Raw genomic sequence first — 14,344 nt, forward strand, 5'->3', positions numbered from 1 at the left:
TCGCTGAAGTCGTTTCTTGTTTCTTCTCCATAGATGGAACAAGATTTTAAAAACGTTGCTTTTTATGACCGCACTTTAGGAATGAAAAATGGGTTATTTCAACAGAAATAACCCATTTTGTTATGATTTAAACCGTCCAAAGTAATACGGCTAAAAGTTGCGGTGAGATAATTCTTAAGAACATCACGAGGGGATAAACCGTTGCGTAAGATAGGGAAGCCGCTCCGTTATCCTCTTTAATTTCGTTAGCAAATGCAAGAGCCGGAGGATCTGTCATTGAACCGGCAAGTAAGCCGCAAATGCTGAGATAATTTAGTTTGGCGTATAAGCGAGCGATAACGCCGACAATCATTAATGGAATGAAGGTGATGAAAATCCCATAGCCCATCCACTCTAGCCCCTTACCATTGATGAGCGTATCCATAAAATTTCCTCCGGATTTTAACCCCACCACAGCGAGGAAAAGCACAATGCCGATTTCGCGTAAGGCAAGGTTGGCACTTGGCGGCATAAACCAATAGAGTTTTCCGATACTGCCGATTCGGGCAAGAATAAGTGCGACAACAAGCGGCCCACCGGCTAAACCGAGTTTAAGTGCCACCGGGAAACCCGGGATATAGAACGGAATAGAACCCAGTAATACGCCAAGCCCAATACCGATAAAGACAGGAAGCATTTGTACTTGCAAGAGTTTTTGTTGAGCATTACCGATAACGGAAATGGCTTGATTTAATATATCGGTACGCCCCACCATATGCAACACATCACCGAATTGCAATGTGGTATTGCCGCTTGGTACAAGCTCAATTCCCGCACGGTTTAAACGGGAAATAACCACACCGTATTTTTGATGAACGTTGAGTGTTCGGATTTTCTTCCCGAGAACTTTTTCATTTGTGACGACTACACGTTCTGCACGAATTTCGCCGCTTGTAGACATCGCAGGCATATCTACTTTATCGCCGATGATTAAGTGCATTTTTCTAAGCGCGTTGGCATCACCGACTAAGTGGAGTACATCATCAAGCTGAATTTTCGTATCCGCTTTGGGTACGATAACATCTTCCCCGCGCTTTAAGCGGGAACAAACGACATCTTCATCATCAAATCCGGGGATTTCAATTAAGGTGAGTCCATCTAGGTTATGATTGGTAATTTTGATTGAACTTGTATGTAAACTTTCTTTGTCCTGTCCTGTTTCTTTATTAAAACGGTTCGCTTCTTCTTCAATTTTAATTCTAAAGAAGAGACGAATGAGCCACATAGCAAGCAAAATCCCGCAAATGCCGAAAGGGTATGCCATAGCATAAGCCATCCCCATGGTGGAAGTAACATGAGTGAGCCCTAATTCGCTTAAGATTTGTTGCCCTGCCCCTAATGAAGGCGTATTTGTTACCGCACCGGAATAAATCCCTAATGCGATATCTAACGGCACATCAATCGCTTTGGTAAGCACGACCACTGAAAGCGAGCCGAGCACAACAATTAAAATTGCAAGCAGATTGAGTTTTAATCCTGATTTTCTTAGCGAAGCAAAAAAACCGGGACCAACCTGAATCCCAATGGTATAAACGAATAAAATCAAGCCGAATTCTTGGATAAAATGTAAGGTGTGCGAATCAAGCAAAATGCCGTATTGATTGGTAAAATGCGCAACAATAATGCCGCCGAACAGCACTCCACCAATACCCAACCCCACACCTTTTATCTTCCAATGCCCAATCCATAAGCCGATTACGGCAACAAGGGCAAGCAGACTAATCGTGATTGCAATATCACTCATATAAACCCCTTAAAGCTAATTTTAACTAGAAATGATTATAACAACTTGATTTTCCGAAAGCTTAACGAAACTTAAAAAATGATAGATACATCACATTTTTTCTTGCTTAATCACAAACACTGCCTAAAATGACCGCACTTTTAAATTTTTACGGTATTATGTATCAGTCGTACAAAGAGAGTTTTATATCCAATATTTATCGGGGGTAGGGTATGTTAAGCTTTGCGTAACGCACCATTTCATCATTAAACTCTCTATTGTCGCGTTACGGCTTCGCCTAACGCACTCCACGATGATTTGTACAAGTGTTACATAATACTGAATTTTTACGGATGAATTTATGGATTACGGACAAGAGGCGATGACCTCTCTTCTTTGGATTTTAAAAACGCTTGCGATTACAGCGGTCGTATTTAGTTTTGGGATTTTTTTATTGGTGCGTTTTAGCCATTGGGGAAAACAATTTTGGATGTTTGCCGGCGGTTACCTTTCGCCAAAACGGAGTATCAAACCTTTATTCTTCTTTCTACTGATTGTTGCGCTAACGCTTGTGAGTGTACGCGTCAGCTTAGTCTATTCCGAATGGTATAACAATATGTACACCTCATTGCAGGAATTTAACGAACCGGTTTTCTGGCAACAAATGGGGTTATTTGGTGTGATTGCAGCGAGTTCGGTTTCTATCTCGTTAGTGAGTTATTATATTGAACAACGTTTTGTTATTGGTTGGATTACTTGGCTGAATGATGAACTCGCCAATAAATGGATGACAAACCGAGCTTATTACAAAACACAGTATCTTTCTGCGAACTTAGATAACCCCGATCAACGAATCCAACAAGATGTGCAATCTTATGTAAAAACCACGCTTTCTTTAAGTACGGGCGTGATTGATGCCGTGACGTCAATTATCTCCTATACCATTATACTGTGGGGATTGGCTGGACCAATGATGGTGCTTGGCGTGGAAATTCCACATATGATGGTGTTCTTGGTTTTCGGTTATGTGATTTTTACCACATTAATTGCATTTTGGCTTGGTCGTCCATTGATTAATTTAAACTTTGCGAATGAACGTCTAAACGCTAATTACCGTTATTCTCTTATTCGCATCAAAGAATATGCCGAAAGTATCGCATTTTATGCCGGTGAGAAAGTGGAGCAAAATCACTTATATCGTCAGTTTCGCGCTGTGATAAATAATATGTGGACGATTGTTTATCGAACCTTAAAATTCTCCGGTTTTAACCTTGTGGTGAGCCAAGTTTCCGTGGTGTTTCCGTTGCTGATTCAAGTCGGACGTTACTTTGAGAAACAAATTAAATTGGGCGATTTAATGCAAACCCTGCAAGTGTTCGGACAGCTACATTCCAATCTTTCCTTCTTTCGTAATACCTATGATAATTTCGCCGGTTATAAAGCGACGCTTGATCGTTTAACCGGCTTTAGCTACGCCATTGATATGGCAAACCGTGAATCAAAAACAGATATTCAACCTCACGAAAGTGACGTGATTTTCGAACATTTGAGTATTAAAAATCCTTTTGGTCGCACCTTGATTAATGATCTGAATCTTCGCTTGCCAAAAGGTTCTCACCTTTTAATTCAAGGTGATTCCGGCGTAGGGAAAACCACGTTATTACGTACCGCTGCAGGGCTGTGGTCTTACTCTTTAGGAAAAGTATATTGCCCGCAAGAACAACTTTTTCTTTCACAGAAACCCTATTTACCGCAAGGTAATGTATTGGCGGCTTTGGCTTATCCTAAAAATGTCGAAGAAATTGACCGCACTTTGGTGGAAGAAACCTTGCGTAAAGTTCAGCTTGGGCATTTGCTGGATCGTCTGGAACAAGAGCAAGACTGGACGCGTATTCTTTCTTTGGGTGAACAACAACGGCTGGCATTTGCACGTTTATTGTTACACAAGCCGAAAGTCGCATTTTTAGATGAGGCGACTGCGAGCATGGATGAAGGCTTGGAAGAAGCGATGTATCGCTTACTCAGAAAGGAATTGCCGACAATGACAATAATTAGTGTAGGACATCGTTCCACGTTAAAAACTTTCCATCAGTTGCAGTTGCATATTTCAAATAACGGAGAATGGCTGCTGGCTGAAATCTCCGAATAATTTCGATTGGAAAGTGCGGTCATTTTTGGGCTTGCTTTTAATGCTATTATGTAAAAGTACTATTATCCATAGCGATTTTTTGATACATTTAGCACAATTTTTTGTGCGATCCGGTATGGACAAGTTTTACATCAATTCAAATTAACGGAATTATTATGTTATTTAAAAAAGTACGTGGTTTATTTTCAAATGATCTTTCAATTGATTTAGGTACGGCGAATACGCTGATTTATGTGAAAGGTCAGGGCATCGTGTTAGATGAGCCTTCAGTCGTTGCGATTCGTCAAGATCGTATGGGGGCATACAAAAGTATTGCGGCTGTCGGTAAAGAGGCGAAACAAATGTTGGGGCGTACGCCGAAAAGCATTGTGGCGATTCGACCGATGAAAGACGGTGTGATTGCAGATTTTTCCGTAACCGAAAAAATGCTGCAATATTTCATCAAACAAGTTCACAGCGGTAATTTTATGCGCCCAAGTCCGCGTGTGTTAGTTTGCGTGCCGGCAGGGGCAACCCAAGTAGAACGCCGTGCGATTAAAGAATCTGCATTAGGTGCGGGTGCACGTGAAGTCTATTTAATTGAAGAACCGATGGCTGCCGCAATCGGTGCAAATTTACCGGTTTCCACGGCGATTGGCTCAATGGTGATCGATATCGGTGGCGGTACGACAGAGGTTGCCGTTATTTCCTTAAACGGTATCGTTTACTCCTCTTCTGTTCGTATCGGTGGCGACCGTTTTGATGAAGCGATCATTTCCTATGTGCGCCGTACATTCGGTTCCGTCATTGGTGAGCCGACCGCAGAACGCATCAAACATGAAATCGGAACGGCTTATATTCAAGAAGGTGACGAGATTTTAGAAATGGAAGTGCATGGTCATAATCTTGCAGAGGGTGCGCCACGCTCGTTTAAATTAACTTCTCGTGATGTTTTAGAAGCACTTCAACAGCCTTTAAACGGTATTGTTGCTGCGGTGCGTACCGCATTAGAAGAATGCCAGCCGGAACATGCCGCAGATATTTTCGAGCGTGGTATGGTGCTCACCGGTGGTGGTGCTTTATTGCGTAATATTGATATTTTGCTGACCAAAGAATGCGGCGTACCTGCAATTGTCGCCGAAGAACCGCTCACCTGTGTGGCACGCGGTGGTGGTGAGGCGATCGAAATGATTGATATGCACGGCGGCGATATCTTTAGTGACGAAATCTAATTTATCATCAATATAGTGAATTAAATTTAAAAATGTTTACTGCATTGCTGCACCGTGCTACCTGTACAGTCGGTTTTGTATGTATTTTAATTCACTATAAAAGTGCGGTTGATTTTGACCGCACTTTTGCTTTGAGCATTTAGGAATCCGAATGAAACCGATTTTTGGGAAAGCTCCTCCTCTAGGCATTCGTTTAATACTTACCGTGATTGCCTCCATCTCGCTAATTCTTGCTGATGAGCAAAATTCGCTGAATAAAGTGCGCAGCATAATGGAAACCGCTGTCGGTGGTTTGTATTATTTGGCGAATAGTCCGCGTACCGTGTTAGACGGGGTGTCGGAGAATCTTGTCGATACCAATAAATTACAAATCGAAAATAAAGTGCTGCGTGAGCAGCTACGTGAAAAGAATGCCGATTTATTATTATTAGATCAACTTAAGGTCGAAAATCAGCGTTTACGCTTATTATTAAATTCACCGTTACGGACGGATGAATACAAAAAAATTGCAGAAGTGCTAACTGCCGAAACGGATATTTATCGCCAACAAATCATTATCAATCAAGGTGAAAAGGACGGTGCTTATGTAGGCCAATCGGTGATTGATGAAAAAGGCGTGATTGGACAAATTATTTGGGTAGGCGCGAATACCAGTCGTGTATTATTATTGACCGATGTAACGCATTCAATTCCGGTGCAAGTGCTACGTAATGATGTGCGTGTGATTGCGAGCGGAACCGGACATACTGATGAGCTTACGCTCGATAATGTGCCTCGTTCGGTGGATATTGAAAAAGGGGATTTATTGGTCACTTCGGGCTTAGGGGGGCGTTTTATTGAAGGTTATCCGGTGGCAGTGGTTCAAAGCGTATCACGAGACGGATCAAATTATTTCGCAACGGTCAAAGCTAAACCCTTAGCTTCTTTAGAACGGTTACGTTATGTTCTTCTCCTTTGGCCGAGTAATGTTGATATCTCAAAAGTGAAATCAATATCGCCGGAAGAAGTACGGGAATTGGTGCAAAAACGCTTAGAAAGTCAGGCGAATGAACTGAATAATATCGTGCGTAAAACCAAAATTACAACGGACGAACAAGAACCGGCAACAGAAAATGATCGTGATACTGTCGAACCTGAAATACCAACGGAGGCAGCGCAAGAAGAGCCGATTTCATCAGAGCAGTTAGAACATCGGGAGGAAGACTAATGCAAATGCGCTTAATTTTACAATGGGCAACAATTCTTTTGTTTTTTATTGTTGCGCTTGTTATGGAACTTGCACCTTGGCCGTTGGACTTTCAGGCTTTTAAACCCTCATGGTTGATCCTTGTTTTACTCTATTGGGTATTAGCGATTCCGAATAAAGTGAACATTGGTTTCGCATTTCTACTGGGGGTAATTTGGGGAGTAGTATTGGGGTCATCCCTTGGCATTCATGCTTTGGTATTATCCATTGCGTTTTATTTCATCGCGAAAAACTATTTGGTTCTCCGCAACCTTTCTTTGTGGTTTCAAAGTTTATTAGTGATTATTTTTGTTTTTGCCATTCGCTTGACTATTTTCCTTGTGGAATTTTTCCTACATAGCGCAGCATTTAATTGGCAGGAAATTTTTGGTGCCGTTGCTTCCGGCATATTATGGCCGTGGGTATTTTTACTTATGCGTAAAATACGCCGCAAAGTCAAGTTACATTAAGATAAAAGCGCATTCAGATAGTTTCGGTAAAAGAGATAGTAAAAAAGGAAATACTTGTGATCAAAAGGCCTTTTGAATGTTTGTATAATCTGGAATTTAAATTCAGGTGAGTAAATTTGTTGGCATTAAGCAGGTTTACACAAGGTTTTCGTGGTACTTGAAATAAAGCCCAACAACTTGTTGTTGGAACTATCGGTTGTATTTAGCCATAAAAATCCTCCCTTTACTCTATTTGTTTATTTAGTCCGAATTTTTAGGAGCAAATAAAAAATCACAAAAATAAACCCACCTCATTAAAAAAGACGGGCTGTCGGCTGTCTCATCTGCCGATTAGCAGGTTTTTTTGTTTTTATTGATTTTTAAATTTTGACCATATTTTATCTTCTTGACCTCGCCATAAACGTTGAATATTGTCATGATGGCGATAAATCAATAAGCAGCTTACAAGGGCAACGGGAAAAGTAAATTCCGGTTTAAACCACCAAACATAGAAAGGGACAAGTAATGCAGTAACAACTGCACTTAAGGATGAATAGCCACTGATGAGGAAGATGACAAGCCAAGTACCTAATGTTGAGCCGGCAACCGCCCACGCAATTGGGGCGATAGCACCGAATGCCGTTGCAACGCCTTTTCCTCCTTTGAATTGAAAGAAGATTGGAAAAATATGACCAAGACAAGCGCCAAGCGCGACCATGCCTAATTCAAACTGCGTTAATCCTAAGTAATATCCGCCCCAAACTGGTAACATCCCTTTTAAAATATCAAAAATAAGTACGGCTAATGCAATCCACCGACCTCCGATACGCAGTACATTCGTCGCACCCGGATTATGAGAGCCATTTTGACGAGGATCTGGTAAGTCGCTCATTTTGCAAACCAAAACAGCACTGGAAATAGAGCCTAAGAGATAGGCTAAAATCATATAAAAGATGGCGAACAGGCTCATTTATACCTCGGGATGATAAAATTTATTCGCTATTTTACCTAAACTTGATAGCATACGCCTACAATAATTTTGGAGGAATCTGATATGGATCGTATTTTTATTGAAGAATTAACCGTATTTGCTCAAATCGGGGTTTATGACTGGGAGCAGAAAATTAAACAAAAACTTGTTTTTGACATTGAAATGATGTGGGATTGCCGTAAAACGGCTGAGACGGACGATGTTCAATATTGTTTGAATTATGCGGAGGTCAGTCAGTTTATTTTAGATTATGTGCAGGGTAAGTCTTTTTTACTTGTCGAGCGTGTGGCTTATGAAGTGGCAGACCGGTTACAGCAACATTTCGGTATTTTATGGTTACGTTTAAAATTAAGCAAACCGAAGGCTGTTGCACAGGCGAATAGTGTGGGGATTATTATAGAACGAGGTTCCTATAAATCTGAGTAAAAACAAGAAAAGCGGCAATTTACTAAAGTTAAAACTTTCTTTCCTTCTTTTAAAAGAAAAACCCGACCAAAGTCGGGTTTTTTATCCATGGGATAAATTATTCAGCAACAACAATAATGTTTAATGATGCGAATACTTCACCGTGAAGTTGGAAACGAACATCGTGATCACCAAGCGTACGGATTGGACCATTTGGTAAACGAACTTCGCTTTTCGCAATTTCAACACCTGCTGCGGTCACTGCTTCAGCAATATCACGAGTTGTGATAGCACCGAATAAACGACCTTCATCGCCGGCTTTTGATGCGATAGTTATTGATTCTAAGGCCGTTACTTGTGCCGCACGAGCTTGTGCTGCTGCAAGGTTTGCCGCTGCCGCCGCTTCTAATTCAGCGCGACGTGCTTCAAAATGTTCAATGTTAGCTTTAGTTGCCATAACCGCTTTACCTTGTGGGATTAAGAAGTTACGTGCAAAACCTGATTTAACATTAACCTGATCACCTACGTTACCTAGGTGAGCGATTTTATCTAAAAGAATTACTTGCATTACCGTATCTCCTTAATTACTGATGGTTGTCAGTGTATGGAAGTAACGCTAAATAACGCGCGCGTTTAATTGCACGAGCTAATTGACGTTGGTACTTCGCACGAGTACCGGTAATACGGCTTGGTACAATTTTGCCGCTTTCAGAAATGTAGTTCTTTAATGTTGCAATATCTTTGTAATCGATTTCTACAACATTTTCCGCTGTGAAACGGCAGAACTTACGACGACGGAAATAACGTGCCATTTGGCTGTCTCCTAATCTATAAATTCGATTTGCTCGGCATGTAATACTAATTGATTTAAACCGTTTGAGGTTTTATGTGAGGTAATGAAACCCACAATCAAAAGTTGACTGCCGACCGTAATGCTTTGAGTTTTTTCTACTAATTGACGACCACTTACTTGAATTGGCATTTTTAACCATGCTTGGCGTGATAATCCTGTTTCGATTTTCTCTGAACGATGTTCTAACCAAAAACCACAATGCTCAATTCCGTTCGGGCTTTTTGAACGCTTAGGAGGTTGGGTCACAACTCCTACTAACGATAAGCGATTATCAATGTTTGAATTACTCTTCAGCATCCTCAAAATCGTTGTTTTCAACTTCAGCTAAAGCTTTACGATCATCTTTTGCTTTAACCATTGGGGACGCTTCTGTTACGGCGTGCTTAGTATGGATAACAAGACTGCGTAATACAGCATCGTTATAACGGAAAGTCGTTTCTAGCTCGTCGATGACTTGTTGAGGCGCTTCTACATTCATAAGCACATAATGTGCTTTGTGTAATTTGTTAATTGGGTACGCTAATTGGCGACGACCCCAATCTTCTAGGCGATGAACCTGACCACCGGCTTCTTTTACAGAACCTGTGTAACGTTCAATCATACCTGATACTTGCTCGCTTTGGTCCGGGTGAACCATAAACACGATTTCGTAGTGACGCATTACTGCTCCTTACGGGTTAATCAGCCTTTGACGTAGATTAGCCACCAATCTGCAAAGGCAAGGAACGAAAATTCAATGTGGCTAAGGGTTGCGGATTATACATAAAATTTTGCATTCCGCAACCGATTTGAGTTGTTTTTAAGCAAAAAGAAAGCCGATAACATTATCGGCTTTGCTGGGGGAAATAAAGCTAGCGGCTACGAAAAACAATGCGTCCTTTGCTTAAGTCATAAGGGGTCATTTCTACGGTAACTTTATCGCCGGTTAAAATGCGAATATAGTTTTTACGCATTTTTCCCGAAATGTGAGCCGTTACTACGTGACCATTTTCCAATTCCACACGAAACATTGTGTTTGGGAGTGTTTCCAAAATGGTACCTTGCATTTCAATGCTATCTTCTTTTGCCATTGTATCCTCTAAAAAAATAATGGTTTTTTGACCGCACTTTGGGTCAATTTTGATAAAAAACGCGCGGATTATAGCCGTTTTTGGGATTATACGAAAGATGAAAATAAAATTGAGGGGAAAAAAGTTAATTTAGTCTAAATGCATGACGATTTACAATCCCGAAACAGGCTCTATAATGAACGCCATTTTATATTAAAGATAACATATTATGAACTCAAAAAAGCACTTGGGGCATACCGCCCGTAAACGTTTCGGACAAAACTTTTTGCACGACAATAACGTGATTCAAAATATCGTCGCCGCTATTTATCCACAAAAAGATCAATTTTTGGTTGAAATTGGTCCGGGGCTTGGTGCATTAACCGAACCGGTCGGTGAGCTGGTGGATCATCTGACAGTGGTTGAACTGGATCGCGATCTTGCCGAGCGTTTACGTCATCATCCTTTTTTACACCAAAAATTAAATGTCATTGAAACCGATGCAATGCAATTTGATTTCGGCTCGCTTTATGCGGAACAAATTTATACACCGAAACAAAAATTACGCGTATTTGGTAATCTTCCATACAATATTTCAACGCCCTTAATGTTCCACTTATTCAACTATCATGATGTTATCCAAGATATGCATTTTATGTTGCAAAAAGAGGTAGTGAAACGCTTATGTGCTGCGCCGAATAGCAAGGCTTATGGTCGTTTAACGATTATGGCGCAATATTTCTGCCAAGTGATGCCGGTGTTGGAAGTTCCGCCGAGCGCATTTAAACCTGCGCCGAAAGTCGATTCGGCAGTCGTACGCTTAATTCCGCATAAAGAGCTCCCTCATCCTGTAAAAGATTTATATTGGCTAAATCGCGTGTGTTCGCAGGCATTTAATCAACGCCGTAAAACATTGCGTAATGCCCTTTCCGGTTTATTTTCTCCGGAAAATTTGACCGCACTTGGTATTGATCTCAATGCGCGGGCTGAAAATCTCTCTATTGCGGATTATGCGCGTTTAGCGAATTGGTTGGCGGACAATCCCTCCGTTGATATCAATAAAAATGAAATCATAGATGACGAAGTCTAGTAATGGCATCATTTAAATTTTTTACTTAAAAGAGCGGTCAAAATGGCAACTTATTTAATCGGTGATTTACAAGGTTGTTTTGATGAATTACAGCTTTTGTTGGATCGTGTTCAATTTAACCCGAACAAAGACAAACTTTACCTTGTCGGTGATCTCGTTGCCCGTGGTGATAAATCTTTAGACTGTTTACGTTTTGTAAAATCTCTCGGCAATGCGGCACAAACGGTACTGGGCAATCACGATCTGCATTTAATATCAACCGCACTTGGTATTAAAAAAGTTAAGCCCCGAGATCGCGTTGAAGCGATTTTTCAGGCTCCGGATTTTGAAGCGCTCATTGATTGGCTTCGTCATCAACCTTTACTTGTTCATCACGAAGAATTTAATTTTGTGATGACGCACGCGGGAATCTCGCCTGATTGGGATCTCCCCACAGCAAAGGCTTGTGCCAAAGAAGTGGAAAACATATTACAAAACGGTGATTTTTACGCTTTAATTTCTCAAATGTACGAAAATCAGCCTGACCGTTGGTCTGCTGATTTAGAGAGTATCAATCGTTGGCGATATATCATTAACGTATTTACCCGTATGCGTTTTTGCTATTTTGACCATCGTTTAGATTTTGTCTGTAAATTGCCCCCTAAAGAAGCCCCGGCAGAACTCACCCCTTGGTTTAATTTGGATAATCCGCTTTATCGGCAAGTGTCGATTATATTTGGACATTGGGCGAGTTTAGTTGATGAAAAAACACCACCGAATATTTACGCACTTGATACCGGTTGTGTATGGAATAATCGAATGACGATGTTACGTTGGGAAGACAAACGAATTTTTACACAAAGTGCGGTCAAAAATTACAGTGATTTTTAATCTGAATTCTATTATTGCACACTCATAGGAAATACAATGATGGAACCTCGTTTATCTGATCAATCCTGCGAGCTTTTTAATATTCCTTTTTTCCAATTTGCTCAAATGAAAAAATTTTGTCCGGAAGAAATTCCGGCGATCAAAGCGCGTTATAAGAAGGAATGGGATAATTGGAAAGCAATAATTCAGGCCGTTTCGGCTCAACTTGGTTCACCTTTTGCGAAACCTCATATTGAAAGTTGGACGAATGGTTGGCAGGTTCGGGCACATTTCTTTGCATATTTTAAATATGAGTTTAATCAAAATTCAGCCGCTATTTTCTCCGTGCTGTTGAATCGCCGCCGTCTTTCAGTGAGCTTGGATTGGCATTGTTATCGCGCGGATCGCTCACAAATTAGCGTGCAACAATATAATCAATGGTTGGATAATTTTGACTTTATCGGTTTTGCCGATTTTGATTTGTGGCGCAGTGATGAAAGTGAGTATGATGATTTTCGACAAGCTAAACAATTTACCCAACAAGATCTTCTTTTACGTAACGATGAGGATTTTTGGTGCATAGGCAAAAATGTTGAAAAAGCCGATTTAGCAAAACTGGAAACGATTGCCTTTATTACAGAGACAGTCCGGGCTCTTGAGCCTCTCTATAATCATATCCATCAAACTTAATTTTTTCTCCTTACTGAATAATGACCACCCTTATCGTTTCGTGGTATTATTACATTAATTTAACATTTTTAACGAAATTTAATCATTTTAGGAGTAGTTTATGAAAAACGTAGTCATCGTTGGCGGTGGTGCCGGCGGTATTGAACTGGCAACCTTTTTGGGGGATAAGCTGGGTCGTAAAAAGCAAGCTAAGGTTACTTTGGTTGATCGTAATGCAACCCACCTTTGGAAGCCCTTATTACACGAAATTGCCACCGGTGTGTTGGATGATGGCGTTGATTCGTTAAGCTATCGCGCTCATGGTAAAAACCACCATTTTAGTTTCGAACAAGGCTCGATTGTTCGTATTAATCGCGAGCAGAAATATGTAGAACTTGCACCGGTTTACGGTCAAGAGGGGGATATGCTCGTAGTTGCCCGCCGTATTCCCTACGATTATCTTGTGATGGCGATTGGAAGTAAATCTAACGATTTTAATACCAAAGGTGTCGCTGATAACTGTATTTTTCTTGATAGTTCCGACCAAGCATTGCGTTTCCAACATAAAATGTTGGAATTGTTCTTAAAATTCTCTGAAAACCGCGTATTAGACGATATTGGTGAAGAAGAATTTAAACAAAAATTGGTAGATGAAAATAAAGTAAATGTTGCCATTGTCGGTGGTGGGGCGACAGGTGTAGAACTGACGGCCGAGCTTTATCATGCCGCGGAAGATTTATCTTCTTACGGCTACGGTAAAATTGATACCGATTGTTTACAGGTTACGCTTGTAGAAGCCGGTCCTCGTTTATTACCGGCATTACCTGAAGATTTATCAGCTGCGGTGTTGGATGAACTTCAGGAAATGGGGGCAAATGTCAAATTGAATACCATGATTACCGAAGCACAACCGAATATGTTGATCACGAAAGAGGGGGAAGAAATTAAAGCGGATTTAATTGTTTGGGCGGCAGGAGTTCGCACCTCAAAGGTAACCCACAATTTTGATGGCTTAGAACTTAACCGAATCAATCAATTAGTGGTAAAAGATACTTTACAAACAACAGTAGATGACAGTATTTTCGCAATTGGCGATTGTGCGGCATTAACACAAGAAAATGGAAAACTAGTTCCGCCTCGCGCACAAGCAGCACACCAAATGGCAAAGGCTTGCGCGAAAAATATCTTTGCGATCTTTGATAACAAGCCGTTAAAAGCCTTTAAATATAACGATAAAGGGACATTGGTATCTCTCTCTAGTTTTACGGCATTAGGAAGTTTAACCAACAAATTTGGCAAAAACCCGCTAACCGTACATGGAAAATTCGCACAATTTGCTTATGTTTCCTTATATCGTATGCATCAGCATGCATTACACGGTTGTATTAAAATCGGCTTAATTATCTTGGTGGATAAAATTAACCGTTATTTAAAACCAAGGTTGAAACTACATTAAGGATAAAAGCAAAAGTGCGGTCAAAATTGACCGCACTTTTTGTTTCCTTTATGGAGGTAATGGACAAAGTACCATAGGGTGGCGTTAGGCGAAGCCGTAACGCACCAATTGAGGGGTAATGATAGCAAGTTACGCAAAGCTTAACCCCCCCTATCCTCGAATATTGAATATAAAATTCTCTTTGCG

General features: G+C 40.8%; 16 protein-coding genes. 9 read left to right on the top strand and 7 right to left on the bottom strand.

Translation table 11 applies throughout. The annotated features are described in order from the left end of the window. Positions 1 to 127: 127 nt before the first annotated feature. A complete protein-coding gene (locus tag IHV77_RS08070) occupies positions 128 to 1,783 on the bottom strand; it encodes a putative transporter (RefSeq protein ID WP_194811468.1) in 1,656 nt (551 codons plus the stop codon). Positions 1,784 to 2,123: 340 nt separating this feature from the next. Between IHV77_RS08070 and IHV77_RS08075 the strand changes: the two genes are divergently transcribed. The 4 genes from IHV77_RS08075 to mreD all read left to right on the top strand — a co-directional run bounded on the left by IHV77_RS08075 (position 2,124) and on the right by mreD (position 6,817). Beyond that, on the top strand, positions 2,124 to 3,911 hold the full coding sequence (locus IHV77_RS08075; RefSeq protein WP_194811469.1) for an ABC transporter ATP-binding protein/permease: 1,788 nt from the start codon (positions 2,124 to 2,126) through the stop codon (positions 3,909 to 3,911). A gap of 155 nt (positions 3,912 to 4,066) precedes the next feature. Beyond that, entirely contained in the window at positions 4,067 to 5,122 is a 1,056-nt protein-coding gene (locus tag IHV77_RS08080; RefSeq protein ID WP_194811470.1) for a rod shape-determining protein, read from the top strand. A 151-nt stretch (positions 5,123 to 5,273) separates the two neighbouring features. Then, positions 5,274 to 6,329: a rod shape-determining protein MreC gene (mreC, locus tag IHV77_RS08085; RefSeq protein WP_194811471.1), complete on the top strand. Its 1,056-nt coding sequence runs from the start codon at positions 5,274 to 5,276 to the stop codon at positions 6,327 to 6,329. Next, the gene (mreD, locus tag IHV77_RS08090; RefSeq protein ID WP_194811472.1) at positions 6,329 to 6,817 is read left to right on the top strand and encodes a rod shape-determining protein MreD; all 489 of its coding nucleotides are present in this window, start codon (positions 6,329 to 6,331) and stop codon (positions 6,815 to 6,817) included. Before mreC ends, mreD begins: the two co-directional genes overlap by 1 nt. Before the next feature lie 349 nt (positions 6,818 to 7,166). On the opposite strand, the gene plsY is transcribed toward mreD, so the two are convergent. Then, complete coding sequence (gene plsY, locus IHV77_RS08095) at positions 7,167 to 7,766, bottom strand: glycerol-3-phosphate 1-O-acyltransferase PlsY (RefSeq protein ID WP_194811473.1); 600 nt, start codon at positions 7,764 to 7,766, stop codon at positions 7,167 to 7,169. An 84-nt stretch (positions 7,767 to 7,850) separates the two neighbouring features. Here plsY and folB point away from each other — a divergent pair, with 84 nt between their 5' ends. After that, entirely contained in the window at positions 7,851 to 8,213 is a 363-nt protein-coding gene (folB, locus tag IHV77_RS08100; protein ID WP_194811474.1) for a dihydroneopterin aldolase, read from the top strand. Positions 8,214 to 8,310: 97 nt separating this feature from the next. Here folB and rplI read toward each other — a convergent pair whose 3' ends face one another. The 5 genes from rplI to infA form a co-directional block, all read right to left on the bottom strand. Next, the gene (gene rplI / locus IHV77_RS08105; RefSeq protein ID WP_194811475.1) at positions 8,311 to 8,760 is read right to left on the bottom strand and encodes a 50S ribosomal protein L9; all 450 of its coding nucleotides are present in this window, start codon (positions 8,758 to 8,760) and stop codon (positions 8,311 to 8,313) included. A gap of 16 nt (positions 8,761 to 8,776) precedes the next feature. Further along, positions 8,777 to 9,004 carry a 30S ribosomal protein S18 gene (rpsR, locus tag IHV77_RS08110; protein WP_005598105.1) on the bottom strand — a complete coding sequence of 76 codons (228 nt, stop codon included), beginning with the start codon at positions 9,002 to 9,004 and terminating at the stop codon, positions 8,777 to 8,779. 11 nt (positions 9,005 to 9,015) lie between these two features. Then, entirely contained in the window at positions 9,016 to 9,342 is a 327-nt protein-coding gene (gene priB / locus IHV77_RS08115; protein WP_194811476.1) for a primosomal replication protein N, read from the bottom strand. Continuing rightward, positions 9,329 to 9,706 (bottom strand): 30S ribosomal protein S6, encoded by a 378-nt coding sequence (gene rpsF / locus IHV77_RS08120; RefSeq protein ID WP_194811477.1) that lies wholly within the window; start codon positions 9,704 to 9,706, stop codon positions 9,329 to 9,331. Before rpsF ends, priB begins: the two co-directional genes overlap by 14 nt. 190 nt (positions 9,707 to 9,896) lie before the next feature. Beyond that, a complete protein-coding gene (gene infA, locus IHV77_RS08125) occupies positions 9,897 to 10,115 on the bottom strand; it encodes a translation initiation factor IF-1 (RefSeq protein WP_013746899.1) in 219 nt (72 codons plus the stop codon). A 208-nt stretch (positions 10,116 to 10,323) separates the two neighbouring features. Here infA and rsmA point away from each other — a divergent pair, with 208 nt between their 5' ends. The 4 genes from rsmA (at position 10,324) to IHV77_RS08145 (ending at position 14,158) form a co-directional block, all read left to right on the top strand. After that, positions 10,324 to 11,184: a 16S rRNA (adenine(1518)-N(6)/adenine(1519)-N(6))-dimethyltransferase RsmA gene (gene rsmA, locus IHV77_RS08130; RefSeq protein WP_194811478.1), complete on the top strand. Its 861-nt coding sequence runs from the start codon at positions 10,324 to 10,326 to the stop codon at positions 11,182 to 11,184. Positions 11,185 to 11,226: 42 nt separating this feature from the next. Continuing rightward, positions 11,227 to 12,054, top strand: a complete 828-nt coding sequence (gene apaH / locus IHV77_RS08135) for a bis(5'-nucleosyl)-tetraphosphatase (symmetrical) ApaH (protein WP_194811479.1) — start codon at positions 11,227 to 11,229, stop codon at positions 12,052 to 12,054. A 39-nt stretch (positions 12,055 to 12,093) separates the two neighbouring features. After that, entirely contained in the window at positions 12,094 to 12,723 is a 630-nt protein-coding gene (locus tag IHV77_RS08140) for an HI_0552 family protein (RefSeq protein ID WP_408635295.1), read from the top strand. 100 nt (positions 12,724 to 12,823) lie between these two features. Beyond that, entirely contained in the window at positions 12,824 to 14,158 is a 1,335-nt protein-coding gene (locus IHV77_RS08145; RefSeq protein ID WP_194811481.1) for an NAD(P)/FAD-dependent oxidoreductase, read from the top strand. Positions 14,159 to 14,344: the final 186 nt, after the last annotated feature.

Origin of the sequence: Rodentibacter haemolyticus (assembly GCF_015356115.1) — a bacterium.
GTDB lineage: Bacteria > Pseudomonadota > Gammaproteobacteria > Enterobacterales > Pasteurellaceae > Rodentibacter > Rodentibacter haemolyticus.